Origin of the sequence: Leifsonia sp. 563, from assembly GCF_040545055.1 — a bacterium.
In the GTDB taxonomy this organism is placed as follows: domain Bacteria; phylum Actinomycetota; class Actinomycetes; order Actinomycetales; family Microbacteriaceae; genus Leifsonia.
Window position 1 is genome coordinate 661,860 of sequence record NZ_JBEPLE010000001.1, and the last position, 24,918, is coordinate 686,777.

At 70.2% G+C, this 24,918-nt stretch carries 19 protein-coding genes; 7 read left to right on the forward strand and 12 right to left on the reverse strand.

Annotated elements, in window-relative coordinates:
* Nucleotides 1-22 precede the first annotated feature (22 nt).
* Nucleotides 23-4,432, reverse strand: coding sequence for a beta strand repeat-containing protein (locus ABIC47_RS03250; RefSeq protein WP_354477095.1), 4,410 nt, complete (start codon nucleotides 4,430-4,432; stop codon nucleotides 23-25).
* 266 nt (nucleotides 4,433-4,698) lie between these two features.
* Between ABIC47_RS03250 and ABIC47_RS03255 the strand changes: the two genes are divergently transcribed.
* Nucleotides 4,699-6,270 carry a helix-turn-helix transcriptional regulator gene (locus tag ABIC47_RS03255; protein ID WP_354477098.1) on the forward strand — a complete coding sequence of 524 codons (1,572 nt, stop codon included), beginning with the start codon at nucleotides 4,699-4,701 and terminating at the stop codon, nucleotides 6,268-6,270.
* Nucleotides 6,271-6,338: 68 nt separating this feature from the next.
* Here the strand turns inward: ABIC47_RS03255 and ABIC47_RS03260 are convergent, their stop codons facing one another.
* Entirely contained in the window at nucleotides 6,339-9,704 is a 3,366-nt protein-coding gene (locus ABIC47_RS03260) for an RICIN domain-containing protein (RefSeq protein ID WP_354477101.1), read from the reverse strand.
* Between the two features lie 196 nt (nucleotides 9,705-9,900).
* Between ABIC47_RS03260 and ABIC47_RS03265 the strand changes: the two genes are divergently transcribed.
* From ABIC47_RS03265 to ABIC47_RS03285, 5 genes are all read left to right on the forward strand, one after another.
* Nucleotides 9,901-10,281 (forward strand): ArsR/SmtB family transcription factor, encoded by a 381-nt coding sequence (locus ABIC47_RS03265; protein ID WP_354477104.1) that lies wholly within the window; start codon nucleotides 9,901-9,903, stop codon nucleotides 10,279-10,281.
* A complete protein-coding gene (locus ABIC47_RS03270; protein WP_354477107.1) occupies nucleotides 10,278-11,339 on the forward strand; it encodes a cation diffusion facilitator family transporter in 1,062 nt (353 codons plus the stop codon). Before ABIC47_RS03265 ends, ABIC47_RS03270 begins: the two co-directional genes overlap by 4 nt.
* On the forward strand, nucleotides 11,336-11,932 hold the full coding sequence (locus ABIC47_RS03275) for a cation efflux transmembrane domain-containing protein (protein ID WP_354477109.1): 597 nt from the start codon (nucleotides 11,336-11,338) through the stop codon (nucleotides 11,930-11,932). Before ABIC47_RS03270 ends, ABIC47_RS03275 begins: the two co-directional genes overlap by 4 nt.
* 2 nt (nucleotides 11,933-11,934) lie before the next feature.
* Entirely contained in the window at nucleotides 11,935-12,375 is a 441-nt protein-coding gene (locus ABIC47_RS03280; RefSeq protein WP_026307299.1) for a YkvA family protein, read from the forward strand.
* 69 nt (nucleotides 12,376-12,444) lie between these two features.
* Nucleotides 12,445-13,146 carry a DedA family protein gene (locus tag ABIC47_RS03285; protein ID WP_354477112.1) on the forward strand — a complete coding sequence of 234 codons (702 nt, stop codon included), beginning with the start codon at nucleotides 12,445-12,447 and terminating at the stop codon, nucleotides 13,144-13,146.
* Between the two features lie 143 nt (nucleotides 13,147-13,289).
* Here the strand turns inward: ABIC47_RS03285 and ABIC47_RS03290 are convergent, their stop codons facing one another.
* From ABIC47_RS03290 to ABIC47_RS03310, 5 genes are all read right to left on the reverse strand, one after another.
* Nucleotides 13,290-13,868, reverse strand: a complete 579-nt coding sequence (locus ABIC47_RS03290) for a TetR family transcriptional regulator (RefSeq protein WP_354477115.1) — start codon at nucleotides 13,866-13,868, stop codon at nucleotides 13,290-13,292.
* A 125-nt stretch (nucleotides 13,869-13,993) separates the two neighbouring features.
* Nucleotides 13,994-14,851: a transglutaminase family protein gene (locus tag ABIC47_RS03295; protein ID WP_354477117.1), complete on the reverse strand. Its 858-nt coding sequence runs from the start codon at nucleotides 14,849-14,851 to the stop codon at nucleotides 13,994-13,996.
* Nucleotides 14,848-15,774: an alpha-E domain-containing protein gene (locus ABIC47_RS03300; RefSeq protein WP_018192252.1), complete on the reverse strand. Its 927-nt coding sequence runs from the start codon at nucleotides 15,772-15,774 to the stop codon at nucleotides 14,848-14,850. The genes ABIC47_RS03295 and ABIC47_RS03300 overlap by 4 nt, the downstream gene beginning before the upstream one ends.
* The gene (locus ABIC47_RS03305; protein WP_354477120.1) at nucleotides 15,768-17,462 is read right to left on the reverse strand and encodes a circularly permuted type 2 ATP-grasp protein; all 1,695 of its coding nucleotides are present in this window, start codon (nucleotides 17,460-17,462) and stop codon (nucleotides 15,768-15,770) included. Before ABIC47_RS03305 ends, ABIC47_RS03300 begins: the two co-directional genes overlap by 7 nt.
* Nucleotides 17,463-17,538: 76 nt before the next feature.
* Complete coding sequence (locus ABIC47_RS03310) at nucleotides 17,539-17,910, reverse strand: cupin domain-containing protein (protein ID WP_354477123.1); 372 nt, start codon at nucleotides 17,908-17,910, stop codon at nucleotides 17,539-17,541.
* A gap of 60 nt (nucleotides 17,911-17,970) precedes the next feature.
* Between ABIC47_RS03310 and ABIC47_RS03315 the strand changes: the two genes are divergently transcribed.
* A complete protein-coding gene (locus tag ABIC47_RS03315) occupies nucleotides 17,971-19,563 on the forward strand; it encodes an ATP-dependent DNA ligase (RefSeq protein ID WP_354477126.1) in 1,593 nt (530 codons plus the stop codon).
* Between the two features lie 289 nt (nucleotides 19,564-19,852).
* On the opposite strand, the gene ABIC47_RS03320 is transcribed toward ABIC47_RS03315, so the two are convergent.
* From ABIC47_RS03320 to ABIC47_RS03340, 5 genes are read right to left on the reverse strand one after another with little or no spacing between them, the layout of a single operon-like run.
* Nucleotides 19,853-20,965, reverse strand: a complete 1,113-nt coding sequence (locus ABIC47_RS03320; protein WP_231371233.1) for an Lrp/AsnC family transcriptional regulator — start codon at nucleotides 20,963-20,965, stop codon at nucleotides 19,853-19,855.
* Nucleotides 20,896-21,804, reverse strand: coding sequence for an alpha/beta fold hydrolase (locus ABIC47_RS03325; RefSeq protein WP_354477130.1), 909 nt, complete (start codon nucleotides 21,802-21,804; stop codon nucleotides 20,896-20,898). The genes ABIC47_RS03320 and ABIC47_RS03325 overlap by 70 nt, the downstream gene beginning before the upstream one ends.
* 52 nt (nucleotides 21,805-21,856) lie before the next feature.
* On the reverse strand, nucleotides 21,857-23,029 hold the full coding sequence (locus ABIC47_RS03330) for a M24 family metallopeptidase (RefSeq protein WP_354477133.1): 1,173 nt from the start codon (nucleotides 23,027-23,029) through the stop codon (nucleotides 21,857-21,859).
* 14 nt (nucleotides 23,030-23,043) lie between these two features.
* Nucleotides 23,044-23,940, reverse strand: a complete 897-nt coding sequence (locus ABIC47_RS03335; protein ID WP_354477134.1) for an ABC transporter permease — start codon at nucleotides 23,938-23,940, stop codon at nucleotides 23,044-23,046.
* Nucleotides 23,937-24,899, reverse strand: coding sequence for an ABC transporter permease (locus ABIC47_RS03340; RefSeq protein ID WP_018192260.1), 963 nt, complete (start codon nucleotides 24,897-24,899; stop codon nucleotides 23,937-23,939). Before ABIC47_RS03340 ends, ABIC47_RS03335 begins: the two co-directional genes overlap by 4 nt.
* Nucleotides 24,900-24,918 lie beyond the last annotated feature (19 nt).

The window sequence follows — 24,918 nt, forward strand, 5'->3', positions numbered from 1 at the left end:
GCCGGCCCACTGTCACGGGGTCTTACTCGGTCGCGCGGCGTCGGCGGATCAGCACGAAGGCTGCTCCGGCGCCCAGCAGCAGCACGGCGATGATCCCGGGTGCGACCAGATCGCTACCGGTGAACGCCAGGCCGGGGCCCGGGTCGATCGGCGTGCGGGTGTCGCAGGCGCCCGACGGGTCGCACGACCCGCCGTCCACGGCCGGGTCGACGGTGTTGACCAAGCGGTGGTTGCCCGCCGCCGGGTTGTTGACCGTCACCGAGTACGTGACGTCGATCGTCTCGCCGACAGCCAGCGGGCCGGCCCAGGAGAGCACGGTGCCGCTGAGGGTCGCTCCGTGCGTCGCGTCGCCGTTGTAGTGGGCGTCGTCGAGCACGTCGCTCATGTTGTCGGTGAACTTCGCGGGAGTGCTCGCGGTGTAGGCGAACTCACCCGTGTTCGTGACGGTGACGGTGTAGCTGACCACGGCTCCCGGCTTCACGGTGTTGGTCGTGGAGACCGTCTTGTGCACCGTGTACGAGGCGACCGGGGTGTTGGTCAGGCAGCTGCCCGCCCGGTCGCACGACCCGCCCGGCCCGGTGGGCATGACCGCGTTGACCAGGTGGTGGTTGCCGGCATCCGGGCTGTTCACCGTCACCGAGTACGTGACCTTCACCGTCTGGCCGACCGCGAGCGGACCGGCCCAGCTGAGCGTGTTCCCGGCCACGGTCGCACCGTTGCTGGCGTCACCGTTGTAGGCGGCGTCGTCGAGGACGTTGGTCAGGTCGTCGCTGAACGACGCCGGCTTGGCCGCGGTGTAGTCCGCCTTGCCGGTGTTGACCACCGTCACCGTGTAGGTGATGGTGCCGCCGGGGGTGACGGTCTGCGAGGACGCGGCCTTGGCAACCGTGAACGACCCCGACGGGATCTGAACGGTGCACGCGGCGTTGTCGGTGCCGGCCGGGCAGTCACCACCGGGCGGGGTGACGACCGTGTTGTGGATCACCTTGTCGCCCGTGTCCGGGTCGTTGACGGTCACCGAGTACGTCACCGTGACCGTGTCACCGACGGCGACAGCACCCGACCACGACAGCGTCGGCGCCGCGTAGGTTGCTCCCGCGGTGGCGTCGTTGTTGTAGGAGGCGTCATCCAGCACGGCCGACAGGTCGTCGGTGAAGGAGGCCGGGTCGGTAGCGGTGTAGTCGACCTGCCCGGTGTTCTTCACCGTGACGGTGAACGTCACGATGTCGCCGGGGACCACGTCGGTCTTGTCGGCCGTCTTGGTCACGGTGAACGCCTGCAGCAGGTTCGTCGTGGTGCAGTCGCCCGGAGTCGCGCAGCCGCCACCGTCGCCCGGAGGGGCCGTGACCGTGTTGGTCAGCGTGCCGTCACCCGTACCGGCCGGGCCCGCGAGCACCTGATAGGTGATCGTCTGGACAGCGCCGACAGCGAGCGGGCCCGACCAGGTCAGCGTGGTGCCGTTGACGACCGCGCCGTTGGTGGCCGAACCGGCCACATAGGTGGCGTCGTCCAGCACCTGCGAGAGGTCGTCGGTCACCGACGCCGGAGCGGTGGCCGTGTAGTCGGCCTGACCGGTGTTGGTCACGGTGACCGTGTACGTCACCGTGTCACCCGGGTGCACCGGGCCGGCCGCCGACGAGGCCTTGGCGACCGTGTACGACTGCACCGGGGTGGTGGTCGCGCAGTCGCCTGCCGTGAGGCAGCTGCCGCCGTCGCCCGGGACCACCGCGTTGGTCAGCGTGTGGTCGCCGGTGTCGGGGGCGTTGACCGTCGCCGTGTAGGTGATCACGATCGTGGCGCCGGCCGCGAGGGCGCCGGACCAGGACAGCGTGCTCCCGGTGATGGTCGCTCCGTTGTCCGGAACACCGGTGATGGTGGCGTCATCCAGCACTGCCGACAGGTCGTCAGTGAAGCCGGCGGGGTTGGCCGCGGTGAAGTCGGCGGTGCCCGTGTTGGTGACGGTGACCGTGTACGTGACCGTCTCGCCCGGGTTCACCGCACCGGCCGGCGACGCCGACTTCGCGGTAGTGAAGGAGCGCACGTTCGTGGTGGTCGTGCACTCCCCGGCCGGGTCGCACGAGCCGCCAGGGCCGGTCGGGCTAACCGTGTTCCGCAGTTCCTTGTCGCCGGTGTCCGGGTTGTTCACCGTCACGGTGTACGTGATCACGACTGTCGCACCGGCCGCGAGCGGACCCGACCACGACAGGGCGTTCCCGTTGATGGTCGCTCCGTTGTCCGGACCGGCGGTGACGGTTGCGTCATCCAGGACGCGGGACAGGTCGTCCGTGAAGCTGGCCGGAAGGGCGGCGGTGTAGTCGCGGGCGCCGGTGTTGGTCACCGTCACCGTGTACGTGACCGTGCTGCCCGCGGTGACCTCCGTCGTGGACGCCGTCTTCGCGACCGTGAAGGAGCCCGACGGGATCAGCACGATGCAGTCCGGGTTGGTCGACCCGGCCGGGCAGTCGCCGCCCACCCCGGGCGGGGTGACCACGGCGTTGTCCACATGCGAGTCTCCGGTGATCGGGTCGTTCACCGTCACGGAGTAGGTGATCGTGACGGTGTCGCCGACAGCGAGGGCGCCGGACCACGACAGGGTCGGTGCCGCGTAGGTGGCACCGCTTGTCGCGTCATTGTTGTACGTGGCGTCGTCGAGGACGGCCGACAGATCGTCGGTGAACGACGCCGGCGCAGCGGCCGTGTAGTCGACCACGCCGGTGTTCTTCACCGTGATCGTGTAGTTGATCGTCTGGCCGGGCACGACATCGGTCTTGTCGGCCTTCTTGGTCACGCTGAAGGCCTGCACCGGGGTGGTCGTCGTGCAGGAGCCGGCCGGGTCGCAGGTTCCGCCGTCGCCCGGGACGACGGCGTTCGTCAGCACCCCGTCGCCCGTGCCGGCCGCTCCGACCGTCACCGTGTAGGTGATCGTCTGCGTCGCGCCCACAGCGAGAGGGCCCGACCAGGTGAGGGTGGTCCCGTTCACGGTTGCCCCGTTGGTGGGTCCGGAGCTGATCGTGGCGTCATCGAGCACCTTCGACAGGTCGTCGGTGAACGAGGCCGGGTTCGCGGCCGTGTACGGCCACGCGCCCGTGTTCTTCACCGACACCGTGTAGGTGACGGTGCCGCCCGGGTGGGCGACCGCGGTCGAGGCGGTCTTCGTCACGGTGTAAGACGGGTCGGAGAAGGTGACGGTGCTGGTGCCGGGCGGGTTCAGGCCCGTCTCCGTCACGTTGCCCGGTCCGTTGGTGAAGCTGCCGGCGACCGGCGAGGTGACCTGGACGGTGATGGTGCACGAGGTCTGCCCGGCGGCGAGGGTGCCGTTGGTCACGGCGACGGACGTGCCGCCGGCGACAGCGGTGGTCGTCGCGTTACAGGTGCCGCCCACAGTGCCGTTCGCCAGCGTCAGGCCCGCCGGAAGGGTGTCGGTGAAGCCCCAGCCCGCCTTGGAGGCGAGCTCGCTGGTGTTCGTGACCGTGAAGGTCAGGGTCGACGTGCCACCGGTCGGTGCCGCCGTCGGGCTGAACGCCTTGTCCAGCTGCGGCGTCACATCCAGGATGCGGATGTTGTCGAACGCGGCGTCGTTCCCCAGGCCGGATCCGTTCGCATTCTGCATCCGGACGCCGAGGGAGGAACCACTGAAGAGCACCGATCCGTTCGAGGTGTACGTGCCCACGTTGACGGTGTGGGCCGGCTGAACCCCGTTCGCCGGTACGTTCACGGTCTGACCCGACGAGCACGCGTTGAGGAGACCGCCGACGTTCGTCGCCGTGCCGGCCTGGTCAAGGAAGGCGAACTGGTACTGGGGAGCCGAGACCTGGCAGTTCACGGCGGCCGTGTCGACGCTGAACGTCAGGAATCTGCCCGATGAGGAAGCCAACGCGATGTTCGTCGCCGTCTTGAACTCCGTGGAGTTCGCCCCCGGGTTGCCCTCCGTGTAAGCGGTCACGGCGTGATTCGTCGCGGGAGTGGCCGAACCGGCATGAGCACCGAGCGCGTACGCGAGCTGGTTCAGCATCGAGGTCTCGCCATCGTTGGCGCAGTTCCCCAGTGAGGCGGCGGGAGTGTTGAAGTTGCGGATCTGCCCGTTACACCCGGTGAGCCACGCCGGGTCGGCCGTGTACTTCTGACCGGTGGCGCCGGTGTACGCCGTCAGCGCCACCGGTGCGTTTCCGACCCCGTTCTCGAAGTTCTCCTGGAACGCCACGGTCGGCGCCGACGGGGTGCCCGGGTTGCCGGGAGCAGCCGCGGCCGGAGCGGCCGATGTGCCCAGCAGCGCCCACGTGCTCAGCCCGCTCGCGAGCAGTCCGACGCTGAGAACGGCTGCGGCGAATCTGCTGCGACGGTTGCTCAGCGAGAAGACCAGCCGCCTTCCCGACGACGAGTCCGTTGAGTGCTGAGCGTTGCGCCGTCTCCGGTGCCGAGCTGCCAGGTGCATTGGTGTCCTCCCCCGTCCGCCGGTCAGTGAGACAGACGGCTGACGATCCTGTGAATCAGGCTCAGTCTTCTGAGGGGGCGCAAAGGATTTCCACACGACGAACAAAAATTCACCCCGGATTTAACCCTGACGAATGCCGAATGTCCCCCAGGTGAAGGACCACAATCGGCTCCGGGGACGTGTTCAATCGAATCGAGGTGATCGTCCCCGCCGACGCACCTCGGCATCCGCTCCGCCCCTCCCCCGACCCTGTAGGAACTCCGTCCGTGCCCTCCCCGTCAGACTCGCTCCCCGCCGATGGCGACCACCGTGGGACCGAGGAGGGCGTACCCGCAGACAGCCTTGCCGCGGTCGTCGCCGAGACGGCGCGCCGGGCCGGTTCGGCCGTCGCGGCCGCGGTGATCGCGGAACACTGGGACCGGTACGCACACACCGACCCCGGAGCCCTGCTCGCCGCCCTCCGGGCGCTCCCTGGAGAGGCATTCGTCGACAATGTCGCCCTGGTGTCCGCAGCGAACTACCTCAAGCACGTCGTCTCGGGAGGCGGTCCCGACCGCTTCGAGCAGCATCCCGCTGCGACGACGGTCCCCGGTCGACGCTCAGGCGATCTCGTGGAGTACCTGATCGGGCTCACCGGCACATCGGCCACGGCACGCACCAAGGGACAGCACGCGGCGGCGGTCGAGGCCGCGACCGAGGCACGCCGGGCGCTGACGGCAGCGGAGCCGGGCGAGGTCGGGCACCGTCTCGCCAACCTCCCGCATCTGTTCGTGCAGTGGGGCCGGGCGCTCGAGCTCTCCGGGGACCACACCCTCCCCGTCGCCTACGAGTACGAAGAAGCGCACCGCGTCGCCGTGATGACCGAGCAGCCCCAGGTCGCCCGCCGGGCCGCCGGCCACCTCGCCTGGCATCTCGCCGCCCGAGGCCGGTTGAGCGCGGCACTCGACTGGGCGCACCGCGCCAGGAACACCGGCGAATCGAACCCGCGCTACGACGCCGCCCACCATCTCGCCGCCGCCCTCGTCCACGCCGACCGCGTGCAGGAGGATGCATCCGCGCACGAACTCGCGCTCGTCGCGGCCCACCCGGTCGGCGAGTACTGGGCGGCCGCCAGCTGGGTGCGGTCCTTCCTCGCTCACACGAAGGCCGAGCAGGTGCTCCTCGAAGAGGAGCTCGCCCGCGAGCTCGGGAGGCACCCGCCGGCGGTCTCCAATCGTGGGATGAACGGGCAGTACGTGCGCGCCACGTGGATGCGGCTGGGCCGATCCGTGGCCGGACACCGTCCGGTGACGCCCGACGACCACCTGCTCCGGGCGATCGGCGAGTACCGGCGCGGCCGCTTCATCGAGGCGATCGACGACGCCGCGCAGGCCGCCGAGCCCCTCAGCCCGCCCCGCGTGCGCGCCGGCGCCTTCCTCATCACGGCCGCATCGTCCCTCGCGCTGCAACGCTCCCGCTCCGCCGCCCACAATTTCCGGCTCGCGCACTCCATCATCGAGCAGGAGGACATGCGCGCCAGCTACCACCTCATCAGTGACGCGCACCTGCAGACCCTGGCCCCCGGCGCCCACAGCCTCCTCGCGCCGCGACGAAGAGAGTCGGCAACCGAGGTCGGGTCGCTGACCAAGCGGGAACGCGACGTGCTGCAGCAGCTCACGACCACCCGCTCCATGAGCGAGATCGCGACGGAGCTCTTCATCAGTCCGAACACGCTCAAGGCCACCGCCTCCCGGCTCTACCGCAAGCTCGGCGTCAACTCACGGGCCGCCGCGGCGGACATCGCACAGAGGGCCGGGATCTCGGTCCAGCCGCCGCCCGGGCGGGGAGGCTCGTCGTGACGGGGGCGTGATTTCAGCCGGTCGCACAGAGGCGGCGCCGACCTGGTCGGCGCCGCCTCCGCTCCCTGCTACTTGGTGACGGTGACCGTCATCGTCTTGCTGCTGGTGGTGCCTGCGGCGTTGGTGAAGTCGACCCGGTACGTGTACGACCCTGTGGCCTTCCCCTCGACCTTCAGCGTGGCGGACTGCGCGTTCGGGGTGTTCGCCGTCAGCTGCCCCTGGCTCACCGCGACGCCGTTCTCGTAGAACGTGTACGAGGTCGCGTTGGTGCCCCACCACATGTTGGCGGTGACGGTGAACGTACCGGCTCCGCTCCAGTCGTCGTTGCTCAGCACGGGGGTTCCCGGCGTCGCCTCGGTGACCTTCACCGTGGTGCTCGTCGTCGCGGTGGTTCCCTTGCTGTTGACGAGCTCTCCGGTGTACACGTAGGTGCCGTTGGCCTTGCCGTGCACCGGGATGGAGAGGTTCTGCGCTCCCACTCCGCCGAAGGTGAGCTGCTTGGTCGCGATCAGCACCCCGTTCTCGTACAGGCGGTAGATCGATCCCTCCTCGCCCCACCACAGGTTCATGACGACGTTGTAGTCGCCGTCCTTGAGGCCGGTGTCCCAGCCGTTGTCGTTCGACAGTGCAGCCTGACCCGGCTTGCTGGTGGCGCCATCGGGGACGATGACGGGCGCGCTCCACTCGGACTTCGCACCTTCACCCGCGGCGTTGACCGCAGAGACCGAGAACTGCGCGGTGTCACCCGGCCAGACCCCGGTGACCGTCGCCGAGACGGCGTCGGGTCCGACGGTCGCGACCGGGTCGGTCACTCCCTGCCGGTACACGCGGTATCCCGTCACCGGAGAGCCTCCATCGTCCGCCGCCGCGGTCCAGTTCACGGTGACCGCGGAGGACGTCGCGCTGGCCGAGATCCCGGTCGGCGCGGCGGGCGCGCTGACCGCGTGGAGCGTCCAGAAGTGGTCCGCGGTCTGGGCGTCGGTCGCCGAAGTGCTCGTGGTCGCGGAGCTGCCCGCGACGACGGTGCCGTTTCGGCCGGCCCCCGACGAGTCGACCAGCGTGGTGCCGCCCGCCTCGTCGAACGCATAGTGCACGACGTCTCCGCTGCCCGCCTGTCCGGATGCCAGGGTGGCGACCTCGGCCGCGCTGAGGGCACGGCTGTAGATGTTGAAGTCGTCGACCGTGGCGTTCAGCGCCGGGTCGCTGCCGTACTGGGACTTGCCGATGTAGTTGCGCGTGCTCTGACCGAACGCCGACGGGTGCAGCGTCATGGCGGAGTTGGTGGCCACGACCTGCCCGTTGACGTACAGGGTCCCGGTCGTGCCGGCGACGGTCACCGTGACGAGCGACCACTGGTTGAGCGGCAGCGTCTTCGTGCTGCTGTCGAGCCGCTGCTCACCGCCGGCACCGCTGGTCGTGATCGCGTAGCGCAGCTCGGTGCCGTCATTGAGCGTCAGGAACATGCTCGCGTTGCTGCTCGACCCGATGTCGAACAGCCGCTGCCAGGAGGCGTTGCTCGCCGGGTTCACCCAGGCGGACACGGTGTAGTCGCCGGTCACGCCACTGACCGCTCCGGTGGGGAGCGTCGCGTACGCGGTGCTGTTGCAGAACGACAGAGCGGACCCGATCTTCCCGGGCTGTCGCGGGCCGGTGGCCGTGCATCCCGAGGTCACCGATCCGTCGGTCCACTGGACGACCGCTGCGCCATCGGCCTTGCTCATCCCGGCCACGCCGAGCACGAGACCGGTGCCGTAGTTCGCGAAGCGGTAGTCGCCCTTCCCGTCAGGGACCAGCTGCCAGAGCTGGTCGTCGGTACCGGAATCCCCCCACACCGCAGCCGGCGCTCCTGTGGATGTGGCGCCGTTCGGGATGCCGAGCAGCAGGCCTGTCGCCGGGTTGATGATCCGGTAGAGGCCCGATCCGGCCGAGGTGATGCGCCAGGTCTGCGTCGCGCTGCCCCCGGCGGCGGGCGCCGACTGCACGGCCGCGGTTCCCGGGGCAGTTGCCGCCGACTGGGTGTCGAGGGCGAGACCGCTGTTGACGTTGGTGATCGTGTACGTCCCGGACAGGTCGGCGGTGTCGCTCGCCGGGGTCACGACGATGTGGTACCCGTACGCAGGGTTCATCACGACGGGCACCGTCACGGACCCGTCGGCGGCGACCGCGTAGGTGGTCGTCGAGATCGTGGTCGGGGCGGCCACGGCGACGGTCCGGCCGTACGACGGCGTGAACTCGAGCTTGACGTTGACCTTGGATCCGAGGGCGAGCTTGTCGAGACCGGCGATGCGGATGCCCGCGGGGCCGGAGGTTCCCCCGGTGATGACGTCGACCTCCTTCTTGTCGGAGGTGACCGCGGCGGCCGCGTCGAAGTTGTTGTTCCCCGGCGGCGTCGTCGTGACCATGTCACCGCTCATGCCGGCGTACCACGTGTAGAGCCAGTAGGCGCCGTTCGGGCTCCCGCCCTGGCCCGTCAGCAGGTCGCCGAGAGCACCGGACTGGTTCCAGAACGCGAGCTCGGCGTCATGGATGCCCAGCCGCTCGAACTTCGCGATGTACCCCACGAGCGAACCGGGGATGCCCACCTCGGCCGGAGCCGCGTACTCCTCGATCGCGATGGGGCGGCGCTGGATGCCGAGGGCATCCTCCATCGCCTGGACCTTGGCGACGTCCCCGGCGATCTTGGACGACGTCTCCAGCTCGTGCCAGGCGAGGATGTCCGGCACCGTGTTCGTCGCGACCGCGTTGTTGAGGAAGTTCTGCATGTCGCCGATGTTGTCCGAGAAGCTCGGGCCCTGGATCGGCGTGGTCGGGTCGAGGCTGCGGATCAGCCGGTACGTGTGCGTCCAGAAGTCCTCGAAGGTGCCGTTGGATGCGAGCCACGTGTTGTCGGATTCGTTCCAGGGCGCATAGGCGGCGAGGTTCGTCATGCCCGACGCCTTGACCTGCTGCACCTGGTCGGTCACCACCTGGTCCCAGCTGCTCCAGCTGAACTGGTAGGGCCAGCCGGCGTAGTAGTCGGAGAGCCGGTCGACGACCTTGGCCCCGGCCGCTGCCGCCTTCTGCCAGGTCTTGCCGATGTCGCCGGAACCCTGCTGGTGCCCGCCGATGGGCATCATCACGAAGGTGTTCGGCTTGATGGCCTGCACGAGGGCGTCGGACGGTGTCGTTGCGTTGGCGAGGCCGTACAGCGAGCCGGTCGCGACATGGGTGACCGGCCGGAACGGCTGGTCGGCGTTGACGACCAGCGTGTTGGATGCGGTGGGCGCGGCCTGGGCGGGAAGAGCGATGAGGCTGCTCCCGGCGGCGAGCAGTGCGGCGCTCGCCACCGTGGCCGTGACACGCCGGAGGGCGATACCGCGGCGTCGATCGGATGTGTCGGCGCCGATGGCGGGCGCTGCGCGCCGCGCCGTCCGAGCGTCAGACGGGTTCTTCATGGATGCTCCCTTGCATCGGGCCATGCGGATAGAGGTGGCGGGAATGCGACCGTCGAACCGGTTCGATTCCACACACGGGCACGGTAGCGCCGTTACTGCGCATACGTCAAGCAATTTCATCGAACCGCTTCGACAATGGAGCCGCCTCCAGCCCGCCCGAGTTGCTGTACCGGTCCCGACGCGCTTTAATCTGCGTATGCATGCAGATAAGCCGATATGCGGGCGCCTCCCCGACAGCCAGTACGTGGAACTCGCCGTCGAGGTCTTCGCGATGCTGGCGGATGCCACCCGCGTGCGCATCGTCCTGGCGCTCCGGGATGCGGGCGAGCTGTCGGTGAACCATCTCGCGGACATCCTCGACAAGCAGCCCGCAGCGGTGTCGCAGCACCTGGCGAAGCTCCGGCTGGCACGGATCGTCGCCACCCGGCAGGACGGCCAGCGGGTGTTCTACCGGCTGGAGAACGAGCACGCGAGCCGGCTCGTGAGCGACGCGATCTTCCAGGCCGAGCACTCGCTCGGCGGCACGCCGCGCCACCACCACCAGGCGGCGACAGCAGAGGACGAGGCGACCGCGTGACCCACGAGACGCACACGCACGACCACGGGCACCCTCACGACCACGAGCATCCACACGACCACGACCACCACCACCCGACCGGGTTCCGCGGCTTCCTGTACGGGCTGTTCGTCCCGCACTCGCACGACGCGGCCGACTCGATCGATGACGCGATGGAGGCGAGCACCGAGGGCGTCCGTGCCCTGAAGATCAGTCTGTTCGTCCTGCTCGCGACCACACTTCTGCAGGCGGTGATCGTCGCGTTCAGCGGCTCCGTCGCCCTGCTGGCGGACACGGTCCACAACTTCTCGGACGCCCTCACCGCCGTCCCCCTCTGGGTCGCCTTCGTGCTCGGACGCCGGGTCGCCACCCGCCGCTACACCTACGGGTACGGCCGCGCCGAGGATCTGGCCGGGTTGTTCATCATCGCCGTCGTCGCACTGTCGGCGGTCGTGGCGGCGTGGCAGTCGATCGACCGGCTGTTCCACCCGCACCCGCTGGAGAACCTGGGCTGGGTGATCGTCGCCGGCCTCATCGGGTTCGCCGGCAACGAGGCGGTCGCGATCTACCGCATCAGGGTCGGCCGGCGCATCGGCTCGGCCGCGCTGGTCGCCGACGGCGTCCACGCCCGCATCGACGGCTTCACCTCCCTCGCGGTCGTCCTCGGCGCCCTGGGCGTGATGCTGGGGTTCCCTCTCGCCGATCCCATCGTGGGTGTGCTCATCTCGGCCGCGATCGTCGTGCTGCTCTGGGGCACCGTCCGGAGCATCGGCCGCCGGCTGCTCGACGGCATCGAGCCGGATCTGGTGGAGCAGCTCGAGCACGCCCTGATCGAGACGCCCGGAGTCGTCGCGGCACCGCGCGTGCAACTGCGCTGGGTGGGCCACCGGCTGCACGGGAGCGCCGAGCTCGCCGTCGACGCGGTCGTCCTCGGCGACGCCCACCGGATAGCGGCCGCCGCCCGCGCGCACGCGCAGGAGCACCTGCGCACGCTCGACGAACTGCATCTCGAAGTGACTCCGCCGGACACGGTCACCGTGCCCGACCATCATGAAGCGGCGAACCCGCCGAGCCGATGAGCGCATCCGCGGAGGTCGCACGCCGGAAGAGGCTCGTCCGGGCCGGCATCGGCCTGGAAGCGACCACCCTCGGCTGGAACGTCGTCGGCGTCGTCGTCCTCGCGATCGCGGTCTCCTCCAGCGCCTCGGTCGCCCTGCTCGGGTTCGGGCTCGACAGCCTGATCGAGATCGGCGCCAGCACGGTGGTGATCTGGGAACTCACCGGATCGGACGAGGGGCGGCAGCGACTCGCCCTCCGGTTGATCGGCATCGCGTTCGTCCTCCTCGGCGCCTACCTGCTCGTCCAAGCGGCCGTCACGCTGGCGACGGGCCACCGCGCAGCTCCGAGCCCGTTGGGAGCGGGATGGACGGCCGCGACCGCCGCCGTCATGTTCCTGCTGGCCTTCGGGAAGGCACGCGTCGGCCGTCTCCTCGCCAACCCGGTGCTGGCCGCCGAGGGGCGCGTCACCCTGGTGGACGGCATCCTCGCCACGAGCGTCCTGCTCGGGATCGGCCTCGACGGGCTCCTCGGCTGGTGGTGGGCGGACCCGGTGGCCGCCCTGGTCATCGTCGCCTACGCCGCGCGCGAGGCCGTCCACATCTTCCGGGAGTGACGATGCCGGGATGGATCTGGACCGTCATCGGTGTGCTCGTCGCCCTGGTCGTGATGTGGATCGCCCTCGTCGTGGTCCTCGTCGTGCAGCAGCGCCGGGCCGGACGCGATGTGGACTGGCGGGCGATCCTGCGCCTGGTGCCCGACGTCGTCCGCCTGATCCGCCGGCTCGCCACCGATCCGGCCGTACCGCGCGCCACCCGCTGGTGGCTCTACGGACTGCTCGTGTACCTGATCCTCCCGATCGACCTCATCCCCGACTTCCTTCCCGGTATCGGCTACGCCGACGATGCGATCCTCACGATCGTCGCGGTGCGCTTCGCCGTGAAGCACGCGGGCTACGACGCGCTCGAACGCAACTGGCCGGGGACGGCGGACGGCCTCGACAGCCTTCTGGCGCTCGCGCGCGTGGAACGGCCGCCCGGCCGGCGACCAGGGATGTAACACCGCGGGTGCTGGGAGGCCCCCGCACATCCACGCGTTTCCCATCGAGTCGCGGGTACCGTCGTCGCCATGACAGGACAGCTTCTCGCCCTGCCCGTGGCCGCGTCTCCGCTGCAGACGCAGGCCGACCCGTCCGAGCTCGGCGGCATCGCCGGTCTCGCCGCCCGCGTCATGACCGCCCTCGGCGAGATCGGGGTGGGACTGTGCTCGTTGGCGGAGGTGGTGTTCCCGCCGATCCCGAGCGAGGTGATCCTGCCGTTCGCCGGATTCCTCGCGTACCAGGGGTCGCTGAACGTGGTGCTCGTGCTGGTCGCGGCGACGCTCGGCAGCTTCGCCGGGGCGGCCATCCTGTACGTCCTCGGCCGCACGCTGGGGGAGGACCGCGCCGTCCGTCTGCTGTCACGGCTGCCCCTGGTCGAGGAGGAGGACTTCACCAAGGCCGCCGACTGGCTGAAGCGCCACGGCCGCGGCGCCGTCTTCTTCGGGAGGCTCGTGCCCCTGGTGCGGAGCCTGATCTCGCTCCCGGCGGGCGCGACACGGATGCCGTTCGGCCGGTTCGCGGCGTTCACCCTGGCCGGGACGCTGCTCTGGAACGCGATCCTCGTGGGTGCCGGGTTCGCCCTCGGCACGCAGTACCACCTCGTCGAGAGGTACACGGAGTACATCGACATCGTCGTCTACGCGGCCGTCGGTCTCGTGCTCGGATGGCTGGTGCTCCGCCGCATCCTGCGTCATCGCGCAACGCGACGGGATGCGGACCCGTCGTCCTGACCGAGACGCGCGGGTGGGCTCGGGTCGGGGGTACGCCCCGACTCGCGAAGAGACGGGGCGTACTCCCCCGGTGACGACGCCGAGTGTCGTCGGTGTCCCCGCGCCAAAACATACGGACTCACCGGTTTGAGTGCAAATCGGGTTCAGCGGCCGAAGGGCACGGCGAGGACGTCCCAGATCCTCTCGATGTCCGACGCGAGCGCGTCGAGCGTCCCGCGCTCGTCCGCGATCATGTACGCCCCGAAGATGCCGTGCACCGCGACCGTCGCGACGGCTCGCGCATCCACCTCCGGCCCGCCGCGGTCCTCGGTCTCCTGCTCCAGGAACCGCGAGAGGACGGCGACCCAGCGCGCGTAGGGGTTCTCGTCGGCGGACGGCGGGAGCACGGTCTGCGACAGCTTCATGGCGGCACGGACGCGCACGTCCGAGGCCAGCAGCGCACCGACGCGGCGCGTCAGCTCCCGCGCGGCAGGGAGCCCCCGCAACCCGGACTCCTCGACCTCGCCGATGATGACCGGCCAGTTCGCGTACTTCTCGGCGACGAGGGCCCGAGCGATGTCGAGCTTCGAACGGAAGTGGAAGTACACCGCGCCCTTTGTCGCGCCCGTCCGCTCGACGATCCGCTCCAGGCGAGCGCCCTCGTACCCGTGCTCGTCGAACTCCGCGGCGGCGGCGTCGAGGATGGCGAGGCGCGTTCTCTCCGCGCGCTCCTGTCTCGGCATGCGAAGGCCCGTCTCCCGAAGTGGCGTGTGAGACGACGATATCGTGGGCGCCCCTCCACCAGAGGAAAAGCGGTCACGGGAGGGTGGGGAAACGAACACGGCGCGAAGGGATCCTCAGCGCCGACTCATGCCTCCCGGGTGATGGAGACGGAGACGAACAGTTCTGACCCGCTGCCGCCCGCGTAGACGCCTCGGAGGGGTGTGACGTCGGTGTAGTCCCGGCCGTGGCCGACGCGCACGTGACGATCGCCGATGGGGATGCTGTTCGTCGGATCGTAACCGTGCCACCCGCCGCAGAACCACTCCACCCACGCGTGCGACTCCCCCACGACGGTCTCCCCGACGGCGGCGTCGGCCTGAGGATGCAGATAGCCGGAGACGTAGCGCGCGGGAATCCCCACCGAGCGGAGCGCCCCGACCGCGACGTGGGCGATGTCCTGGCAGACACCGCTCCGCGCATCCCACGCCTCGGCGGCAGCGGTTCGAACGCCGGTCACTCCGCTCACGTACTCCATCTCGGACGACACGGCGGCGACGATCGCCTGGGCGGCGGCGCAGGGTCCGTCGACCTCGGGTCCCAGGCCTGCCACGACGGATGCGGCGAGCTCGGCCAGCGAGGGCGGCGGCGCGGTGAGCGCCGTCTGACGGAGCTGCTCGACGCACGCGGCGGACCTCGGGACGACGGCGGCGAGCTCCTCCCAGCCGACAGTCGAGGTCGGATGCTCCGCCTCGAGCACCTCCACGAGACTGCTCGCCGTGATCGTCAGTTCGCTGTGCGGGGCGAGCACATCGAACGCCAGGACCCTGGTGCCCCAGTAGTCGGTGTACTGGTGGTGGGAGGAGACCGGCTGCACATCGAGGGACGAGTGGAGCACGAGCTGCCGGGAGCCGGAGACCGGGAGCATGCGCGCCTCGTTGTACGAGGCGGTCACGTCGCCGTCGTAGCGGTAGCCCGTCGAATGCACGATCCTGAGCCGTTTCACGCCCTGTCCCCCGTCCAGCTCGGCGCAACGCTCTCAGGGAAGTAGCGCATGGCGACCGCCGTCGTCGCCGCGCTCGTCGCGTCCTGGATGGCGGACATGAAGGCCGGGAGGTCGTCGAGCACGTCGGCCACCGGCCGGAACTCGAGCTCGCTGCGCACCTGCCCGAGCATCCGTGCCGCCTGATCGGAGACCCCGACCCGCTCCAGTCTCGGCTCGATCTCGCGCAGACTGTCCACCGCGCGCGCCACCGAGTAGAGGATCGATCGCGGGAAGAGCCTGTCGTGCAGGAGGAACTCCGCAGCGTTCCTCGCGGACGGCACTCCGCGGTACGTCCGCAGGTACGCCTCGTAGGCGCCGCAGGAGCGCAGGAGGGTCGTCCAGCTCGGCCCGCTCGCCTCGGTCAGCGACCGCGTCGCGAGCAGGCGTGCCGTCATGTCGGCCCGCTCCAGGCTGCGACCGAGGGTGAAGAAGTGCCAGGCCTCGTCGCGGCTCGCCCCGGACTCCATCAGCCCGACGGCGAGGGCCGCCCGCTCGCGCACCCAGCTGAAGAACTCGTGCACCTTGTCGCTGGTCACCCGTCGCGGCATCCGCGCGGTCGTGGTGTTGAGGCACTCCCAGAGTTCGGTCGAGATGATCTCGCGGGCGCGTCGGGCGTTCTCCCGCGCAGACGCGAGCGAATAGACGATGGATGCGGGCGCCGCGCGGTCGACCGCCAGGATGCGGAGCACGTCCTCCCGAACGATCGCGGACTCCGGCGCCGGGCTGCCCATCACGCTGAGGAGCGATCGGCACGCGGTGTCCTCGTCGATCCACGGGTCTTCGAGGAGGAGTTGCAGGTGAACGTCGAGGATGCGGGCCGTGCCGTCGCTCCGCTCGATGTAGCGGCCGATCCAGAAGAGCGAGGAGGCGATGCGACTCAGCATGAGGTGACCTCCCCCGGGACGCCCTGCTGCTGCTGTTGCTGCTGTTGCTGCTGCTGATCGGAGCGCGGCGCGTCCTCCGCAGAGTGGTCGGGCACGTGCTGGGCGGAGACACCGGGGCCCGCCGCCTGCTCGGCGACGATTCCCGCCACCCGGGAGGCCCCCTCCGATGCATCGCCGGGGCGCCGCTGACCCGAACGGTCGGCCGGCACGTCGGTCGCCGCGGCGCCGACCACCCAGGTGTCCTTCGATCCGCCGCCCTGGCTGCTGTTGACGACCAGCTGGCCCTCGGCGAGGGCGACCCGGGTGAGACCTCCCGGGAGGACCCAGATGTCTCGGCCGTCGTTGACGGCGAACGGGCGGAGGTCGACGTGTCGCGGGCGCATCCCGTCGTCGACCAGTGTGGGGATGGTCGACAACTGCACGACCGGCTGAGCGATCCACCCGCGCGGGTCGGCGGCGAGACGTGCGCGAAGGTCGGCGAGCTCCGCGCGGGAGGCGTCCGGCCCGATCACGAGGCCCTTGCCGCCGGAGCCGTCGACCGGTTTGACGACGAGCTCGTCGAGCCGGTCGAGCACCTCGGCGAGCGACTCCGGTTCCTCCAAGCGCCAGGTGTCGACGTTGGGGAGCACCGGCTCCTCGGCCAGGTAATAGCGGATGAGGTCGGGCAGGTACGTGTAGACGAGCTTGTCGTCGGCGACGCCGTTGCCGACGGCGTTGGCGATCGTCACATTCCCGAGGCGCGCGGCCAGCATCAGGCCCGGCGTGCCGAGGACGGAGTCGACGCGGAACTGAAGCGGATCGATGAAGTCGTCGTCGATCCTCCGGTAGATCACGTCGACCTTCTGCGGTCCCGACGTGGTGCGCATCCACACGTGACCCCCCGAGCAGAACAGGTCGCGCCCTTCGACCAGCTCGACCCCCATCAGCCGGGCGAGGAGGGTGTGCTCGAAGTAGGCGGAGTTGTAGACGCCGGGGGTCAGCACGACGACGTTCGGGTTCTCCATGCCGTCCGGGGCGCTCGCCCGGAGCGCCTGGAGCAGGCGATACGGATAGTCGCCGACCGGGCGCACCCGCATCGACGTGAACAGCTCGGGGAGCGTCTGGGCCATCACGCGCCGGTTCGAGATGACGTAGCTGACACCGCTCGGGATGCGGACGTTGTCCTCGAGAACGCGCCACGCTCCGACCTCGTCACGGATCAGGTCGATGCCCGACACCTGGATCCGCACGCCGTTGGCCGTCGTGATCCCGGCCGCCGCCCGGTGGAAATGCGCCGACGAGGTGATCAGCCCCGCCGGGATGACACCGTCGCGGACAGCATTCTGGTCGCCGTACACGTCGCTGAGGAAGGCCTCGAGCGCCCGGACGCGTTGCCTGACTCCCGCCTCGACGTGGGCCCACTCGTCCTGCTCGATCACCCGCGGGACGGCATCCAGCGGGAACGGGCGCTCCTCGCCGGCGAAGTCGAAGGTCACGCCCTGCGCGAGGTACGACCTGGCCAGCGCCTCCGTCCGCCCCCGCAGCTCCTCCTGGGTGAGCGAGGCGAGGGCCGCGAACAGCTCGCGATAGGCCGGGCGGATACCGCCCTCCGCTGCTGTCGCGTCCGCGAACATCTCATCGAAGGGGGTGCTGCCGCCTTGACGCCTGCCGGACGTCGCGGTCGCGTATCCACCGAACAGCTCGCCCATGGCCAGACGCTATCGGCGACGCGTTTCGCCCGCGTTTCGGTGGTGTTGCGAGTGTTTCGATGCCGCCCGCGGCCGGTCAGACCTCGTCGGCGAGTTCGCGCAGCTCGGCGGTTCGCTCGCCCGGACGGTCGCCGGTGTTGACGGTCCCCTTCGGCTCCACCATCACGACGAGCGCGTCCTCGTCGGCCTTCGGGCAGTGGTCGACGCCGCGCGGGACGACGAACACGTCGTGCGGACCGAGCTCCACATCCCCGTCGCGCAGCTGGATGGTGAGCCGCCCCTCGATGACGAGGAAGAGCTCGTCGGTCTGGGGATGCGCGTGCCAGACGAACTCGCCGCGCAGGCGCGCCACCTTCACGTCGTAGTCGTTGACGCTCGCGAGCCGGTGCGGCTGCCAGGGCTCCGGGATGAGGGCGAAGGCGGCGTCGAGGTTGTGGACCGTGTTCATGGGCTCAGCCTAGAACCGGCCCGGCCGTGCGACGTCGGAGGCCGGTGGTTGTATGGGGACGTGCTCCTCGACACGCTCGTGACGACGGCCGAGACCGTCGCATCCACTCGCTCCCGGCTGGCGAAGGTGGATGCGCTCGCGGCGCTCCTCGCCGACCTCGACCCGGAGGAGATCGCCCCGGCCGTCGGTTTCCTCGTCGGCAAAGCGCGGCAGGGGCGCGTCGGCGTCGGCTGGCGCGGGCTCAACGGCGCGATGGGCGAACCCGCGTCGGAGGCCACTCTGACCGTCGACGATCTGGATGCGCTGCTCGACCGCCTCGCGGCGCTGTCGGGATCCGGCTCGGCCGGCGAGCGCAACCGCGCGCTCCTCGACTTCACGGCGCAGGCCACCGCACGCGAGCAGGACTTCATCGCGCGCGTGCTCCTCGGCGAGATGCGCACCGGGGCACTCGAGGGCGTGCTCATGGATGCGATCGCCCGGGCCGCGGACCGCCCCGGCGACAGCGTTCGCCGCGCGGCGATGCTGTCCGGAAACCTCGGCGAGACCGCCCGCCTCGCGCTGACCGGCTCCGCGGAGGAGCTCGATGCGGTCGGCCTGGTCGTTGGCCGACCGGTTCTGCCGATGCTGGCGGCGTCCGCCCCGAGCGCGGCGGAGGCCCTGGCAACGACCGGCGAGGCGTCGGTCGAGTACAAGCTCGACGGCGCGCGCATCCAGGTGCATCGTCTCGGAGACGAGGTGCGCGTCTTCACCCGCAACCTCGCGGACATCACCCACCGCGTGCCGGAGGTGGTCGAGGTGGCGCGGCGACTGCCGGTGCGCGACGTGATCCTCGACGGAGAGACCCTGTCGCTGGATGAGGGCGGCGCTCCCCGGCCCTTCCAGGAGACCATGTCGAGATTTGCGCGGTGGAGCTCAGGGGCGGCGCGAAGCGACGCCGCGACCCCAGCGCCGAAGGAGCCTGCGACTGAGGGTCCCGATGCCGTGCGCGAGACGGTGCTTCATCCGTGGTTCTTCGACATCCTGCACGTCGACGGCCGCGATCTGCTCGACGAGCCGCTGTCCACCCGGCTGGCGGAGTTGGAGCGCGTGGCCGGCGATCACCGCATCCCCGGGGAGGTCACGGCCGACCCGGAGGTTGCCGAGCGCGTCTCGCGCGACGCCCTCACCGCCGGGCAGGAGGGTGTGGTCGTCAAGGCGATCGACTCTCCGTACGCTGCGGGTCGCCGGGGCTCCAGCTGGGTGAAGGTGAAGCCGGTGCACACCTACGACCTCGTCGTCCTCGCCGTGGAGTGGGGGTCGGGGCGGCGGCAGGGGCTGCTGTCGAACATCCACCTCGGCGCCCGCGATCCGGAGGGCGCGTTCGGCGAGCCGGGCAGGTTCGTGATGGTCGGCAAGACCTTCAAGGGCCTCACCGACAAGCTCCTCGCCTGGCAGACGGAGCACTTCCAGGAGATCGAGGTGCGGCGAACCGCCGGGACGGTCTGGGTCGCGCCGACGACCGTCGTGGAGATCGCGATCGACGGCGTGCAGCGCTCCACCCGTTACCCCGGCGGCATCGCCCTGCGCTTCGCCCGCGTCAAGCGCTACCGCGACGACAAGGACGCCGGCGAGGCCGACACGATCGAGACGCTGCGCGGCCTCCTCCGGGAGTGACCGCCCTGCACCCGCCACCCTCGGACCGAAACGGAGGAGTTCCGGGTCCGATCGGCTCGGGAACTCCTCCGTTCCGCGCATTCCGCCGGAGTGTCGGACGGAAACTCCTCCGTTTCCCGCCTCCTCGCGGACGCGGGAAAGGTGCCCCGGCGGCCGTGGAAAGGGAGGAACTCCCACGGCGACGCGCGGCGATTCGCCACGAACGGAGGATGCGCGGAGCCGCACGTGCTGGATGTCCTCCGTTTCCGCAGCACCGACGGAGTGGCCGCGCTGGGCGCGGACGCGAGCGTCACGCCCGCAGGCGCGCCGCCTCCCGCCGCTCCGCCTCGTCGGCGTAGCCGACCTGCGCCCGCCACCACGGCGTCTCGATGAAGCCGCGCTTGAGGTACAGCAGCTCCATCGCGCCGGTCCAGCCCTCGACGCCCTCGAGTACCGAGAGGGTGTGGGAGATGAACTGGTTCAGTTCGCCCACGGACGGCGTGATCAGCTCGCAGAACAGGGAGTTGTCATCCAGCAGCGAGGCGAGGTAGCGCACGGCCGGATACCCGGAGAGCTCCTGCGCGACCGCCTCCAGCCGGGACGGCGCGACCTTGACCAGCAGCAGCGTCTCCGCGCCCATCCCGAGCGCCGCCGCGGGCACGAGCGTGAGGATGTCGAGGCAGTGGTTCGCGCGCATCCGGTCGAAGCGGCGCCGCACGCTGGACTCGTTCATGCCCGTCCGGTCGCCGATGGCCTGGAAGGTGACGCGGCCGTCGTCGCGGAGGGCGGCGAGGATGCGGCGGTCGGCCTCGTCGAGGTGGTCGGGCTCGCACATCTCGGCGTCGACCAGCGACGCCTTCTCGTCCTCCTGCGGGAGCTTCATCGTCTCGGCGAACAACTGCCGGCTCCAGTCGTGCCGCACCTTGTGCACGTGCATGATGAGGTCGCTGCGCCAGCGCTTGATGCCGGCGATGGACTGCAGCTGCTGGATGAGCTGGGGGTAGTGGGCTGCCCCTCCCGTCACCACGACCTCGGCCATGATGTCGTACTGCCCGGTCACCAGCGTGAGGAAGCGGACGTCGGCATGCTCCACGAGCGCTGCCGCGACCTCGAGCTGCGTGCCCGGACGGCAGTTCAGGCGCACCAGGAAGGTGTCGACCTGCCCGGAGCTGCCGAGCGCCGGCACGACGGCGATCCGCACGACGCCGTCCTGCACCAGCTGCTGGCCGCGGCGGGCGACGGTGGCGGAGGAGCTGCCGACCATGTCCGCGATCGCGGTCCAGCTCGCTCGTCCGTCGTGCTGGAGCGCGACGATGATGCGGCGGTCGAGGTCGTCGAGGGTGTCGAGCGCCTTCACTCGGACGCCGCGCTCCGCACCGGCGGCACCGCTTCGTGCAGGAATCCCCGCACCGTGTCCGTCCATGCCTCCGCCTCCTCGATCTGGGGGGAGTGACCCGATTTCTCGAAGATCGCCAGCCGCGCATCCGGGATGAGCGACACGATCGTCTCCGAGCACGAGACCGGCGTGATCCAGTCGGTCCGCCCGACGGTCACCAGCGTGGGTGCGGTGATCCCCGGGAGCGCCCCCTTCAGATCATAGGTCGGAAGGTTCTTCGAGAAGGCGTAGTTGTGCGCTTCGTAGCGGTACGGGGTGGCCTCGACCTTCCGTTTGACCGCCTCAGGGTCGTAGACGTAGTCGTACAGCGGGAGGATCTCGCGCCAGCAGTCGCGGAGGTCGTCGTTGTCGCGCACGCGGCCCTCGTCGATGCGGTCGAACTTGTCCATGTCGACGGTCACCCGGTCGGAGGCGAGCGCGTTCTTCCGGGACAGCTCCGAGTGGGAGTTGTCGGCGGCCGTGTCGCGCAACACCAGGGCGAGTACCCGGTCCGGGTACCGCGTCGCGTACTCCAGCGACATGAAGCCGCCGTACGAGCCGCCGGCCATGACGATCCGCTCGGCGCCGATCCACTCGCGCAGCGCGTCGATGTCTGCCGCCCACTGCTCGTGGCTGAACTCGCCGTTGCCCTCGCTCTCGCCCGAGCCGCGCGCATCGAACACGACGACGCGGTACTCGTCCGCCAGGCGCCCGAAGCTGGCGCGCGGCTCGGCGCGCGAACCGAGACCGGGCGCGCCGTGGTGGGTGATGATCACCGGCGCCCCCTCGGGTCCGAGCACCTCGACGGCGAGGCGGTTGCCGTTGATCTCGACGAACTGCGCGGTGGTGGTCGCGGCGGCGAACTCGGGGGAGACGTCTGTGGTCACGGTGTTCCTTTCGATGGCGGTGCCGTGGTGCGGTGGTTCAGAGATCGGTGGTTCAGAGGTCGATGGTGCAGTGGTCCAGGTCGCGGGGGAACGAGGTCAGCGGTCTCGCGCCGTCCTCCGTGACCAGCATGGAGTCGGAGATGCGGTAACCGGCATGCCCGGGAATGTAGACGCCCGGCTCGTTGGAGACGATCATCCCCGCTTCGAGCGGCGTCGGGTCGCCGTCCTCCAGCCACGGCGGCTCGTGCATCCCGAGTCCGATGCCGTGCCCCTGCCGATGGCGGAGGTACTCGCCGAGGCCCGCCTCCCGGATGACGTCGAGGCAGTCGGCGTTCGCCTGGCGGCACTCGCGGCCGGGCCGGATGGCGGAGGCGCCGGTGGCCTGCGCGAGCCGCACGGCGTCGTGGTAGCGCCGCTGGTCGGCGGTCGGCGTGCCCAGCACGAAGGTGCGCTCCCCCTCGACGAAGCGGCCGCCGACGGCGCAGCCGAGCGAGAGCATGAAGGTGTCGCCGGGCCGCAGTCGGTACCCGGACGGCAGCCCGTGCGGGTAGGCGGAGTTCGCGCCCGCGTAGACGAGGCCGCCCGCGAGCGGCGACACGACGACGACATCGTCGTGCTCTGCGTACATCGTCGAGACGCCGACGCCGCCGACATGCGAGGCCAATTCCGCCTCGCTCGGCAGCTCGCCGCCGGCCGAGACGCGCTCGCGGATCAGGGCGACGCCGGATTCGAGCATCAGGTCGGTGATGCGCGCCGCCTCGGCGTGCAGGGCGACCTCCTCGGGCAGCTTCACGTAGCGCGCCACGGTGACCAGCGGCGTCGCAACGGCCTCGGCTGCGTCGAGTTCGGCGGACGCAGCGGCCTGCCGCTCCCACGTCATCCCGGTCGAGAACCCCACCCGGCCGGCCCGCCCAACCCGGTCCGCGAGCGCGCGGAACGGCGGAAGGACACCGGGGAACTCGGGATAGGACACCAGCTCCGCCCGGGCGGACTGGCGTTCCGCGTTCTCCCGCTCGAGCTCGGGAACGAGGAGGACCGTTCGACCCTCCGCATCCATCCACACCGCCACCGGCCGTTCGCTCGGATGATGGAAGAAGCCGGTCAGGTAGGCGACGTCCTCCGGCGAGTCGGTCAGCAGGGCGTCGAGCCCCTCGGTGGCGAGCCGGGAGCGGACGCGGTCCTGGATGCGGTCGAGCGCGTCGGCGGTCAGCCGGGTGCGGAACACGGGTCTCCTTCGGATCAGCGGCGACGCGACTTGGGGTTGCGCGCGTCGTTGTAGGCGATGGACAGCAGCGTCGCCGAGAGCACGAGCAGCAGGATCGCGATGGACGGGAACAGGGTCAGCCACCAGGCGCTCGACATCGCGCCCGACTGCTGCGCCTCGTAGAGGATGCGCCCCCACGACCAGACATTCGGATCGCCCAGCCCGAGGAAGGCGAGGCCCGCGGCGGAGAGCACGGCGCGCGAGGCGGTGACGACGACGGAGACGACGATGACAGGAGTGACCGCCGGGACCACGTGCCGCACGATGATCCACAGCGGGGAGGAGGTCATCAGCCGGGCGGCGTCGACGTACGGGAGGCGCACGACGGTCAGCGCCTGCGACCGCACCAGCCGCGTGACCTCCGGCCAGGAGAAGGCGGCGACGACGAGGATGATCGTGGTGGTGCTCGGTCCCACCAGCGCGGCGATGAGGATCATCAGCGGCAGCACCGGGAGCGACAGGGTCAGGTCGACGATGACGCTGATGAAGCCGTCGAGCCGCCGGAAGTACGCGCCGGCGACGGCGACGATGGTCCCGACGACGATGGCGATGGCGGAGGCCGCCACCGCGACCAGGATGCTCTGCTGCGACCCCCAGACCACCTCGCCGAACACATCCCGGCCGAGGCTGTCGGTGCCGAACCAGTGGGCGCCGCTCGGCGGCGCGAGGACGGGGTCGCCGTAGCTCGGCGGATAGGGCGCGATCAGCGGGGCCGCGATCGCGACGATGGTGAGCAGGATGAGAACGGCGAGCGCCAGCATCCCGAGCGGCTCCCGGCGGAACGCCCGCCAGGTCTGCGCGGCCGCGCGGCCGTTCTCCAGGGCGACCGGCTCGATGCCGACCGCGGCCTCGGTGACTGCTGCCTGGGTCATGCCTTCTTCACTCTCGGGTCGAGGAATCCGTAGACGGTGTCGGTGATCATGTTCGCCACCACGACCGTGATGGCGAGCATCAGGAACGCGCCCTGCAGCACCGGGAAGTCGAGCTGCGTGACCGCCTCGTAGATCCCGCGGCCGATGCCCGGATAGGCGAACACGGTCTCGGTGAGGACGGCGCCGCCGACGAGGAAGCCCAGCTGGAGCCCGATCAGCGTCGTGGTCGGGAGCAGCGCGTTCCGCAGGGCGTGCTTCCACAGCACCCGGCGGTACGGGAGGCCGTTGGCCCGGGCCAGGGTCGTGTAGTCCTCCCCCAGCGCGTCGATCAACGTCGAGCGCATGGTGAGCACGTACGAGCCGAGCTGCACCAGCATGAGCGACACCGCCGGGAGGATGAGATGGCTGGCCACCGAGCCGTACCAGGCCATCCCGTAGGCGTCCTGGTCGTACGCTCCGCCGATCGGCAGCCAGTGCAGCATCAGCCCGAACACGAACAGCAGCAGCACGCCGATGCTCGGGACGAAGATGGACTGTCCGGTGACGCCGACGATCTGCACGACCTTGTCGAGGAAGCGGCCGCGGTGGGAGGCCGCCAGCACCCCGAGCGGGATGCCGACGGCCACCGTGAGCACCAGAGCGGTGCCGGTGAGCAGCAGCGTCCACGGGAGTCGCTGCATCAGCACGTCGAGCACAGGAATCGACTGCGTGAACGAGACCCCCAGGTTTCCCTGGACGAGCTGCCACAGATAGATGCCGTACTGCACGATCAGCGGCTGATCGAGCCCGTACTGCTGGAGCAGGGCCGCCCGCGTGTCCTCGGTCATGTTCGGGCTGGCGACCGCCAGCGCCGGGTCTCCGGGCAGCAGGCGCAGCAGGAGGAACGTCACGGTCACGGCGAACCAGATCGTGAGCACACCCCTCCCGAGCCTCGGGAGCAGGAACAGGAACCGGGACACGCGGGTCGGCCTCGCTTTC

Bases quoted from the DNA above. Each gene is read 5' to 3' on its own strand.
- ABIC47_RS03320 (WP_231371233.1), bottom strand. From the start codon at position 20,965: ATGGACGGACACGGTGCGGGGATTCCTGCACGAAGCGGTGCCGCCGGT.
- ABIC47_RS03305 (WP_354477120.1), bottom strand. From the start codon at position 17,462: ATGGGCGAGCTGTTCGGTGGATACGCGACCGCGACGTCCGGCAGGCGT.
- ABIC47_RS03260 (WP_354477101.1), bottom strand. From the start codon at position 9,704: ATGAAGAACCCGTCTGACGCTCGGACGGCGCGGCGCGCAGCGCCCGCC.
- ABIC47_RS03335 (WP_354477134.1), bottom strand. From the start codon at position 23,940: ATGACCCAGGCAGCAGTCACCGAGGCCGCGGTCGGCATCGAGCCGGTC.
- ABIC47_RS03280 (WP_026307299.1), top strand. From the start codon at position 11,935: ATGCCGGGATGGATCTGGACCGTCATCGGTGTGCTCGTCGCCCTGGTC.
- ABIC47_RS03265 (WP_354477104.1), top strand. From the start codon at position 9,901: ATGCATGCAGATAAGCCGATATGCGGGCGCCTCCCCGACAGCCAGTAC.
- ABIC47_RS03275 (WP_354477109.1), top strand. From the start codon at position 11,336: ATGAGCGCATCCGCGGAGGTCGCACGCCGGAAGAGGCTCGTCCGGGCC.
- ABIC47_RS03300 (WP_018192252.1), bottom strand. From the start codon at position 15,774: ATGCTGAGTCGCATCGCCTCCTCGCTCTTCTGGATCGGCCGCTACATC.
- ABIC47_RS03310 (WP_354477123.1), bottom strand. From the start codon at position 17,910: ATGAACACGGTCCACAACCTCGACGCCGCCTTCGCCCTCATCCCGGAG.
- ABIC47_RS03285 (WP_354477112.1), top strand. From the start codon at position 12,445: ATGACAGGACAGCTTCTCGCCCTGCCCGTGGCCGCGTCTCCGCTGCAG.
- ABIC47_RS03250 (WP_354477095.1), bottom strand. From the start codon at position 4,432: ATGCACCTGGCAGCTCGGCACCGGAGACGGCGCAACGCTCAGCACTCA.
- ABIC47_RS03290 (WP_354477115.1), bottom strand. From the start codon at position 13,868: ATGCCGAGACAGGAGCGCGCGGAGAGAACGCGCCTCGCCATCCTCGAC.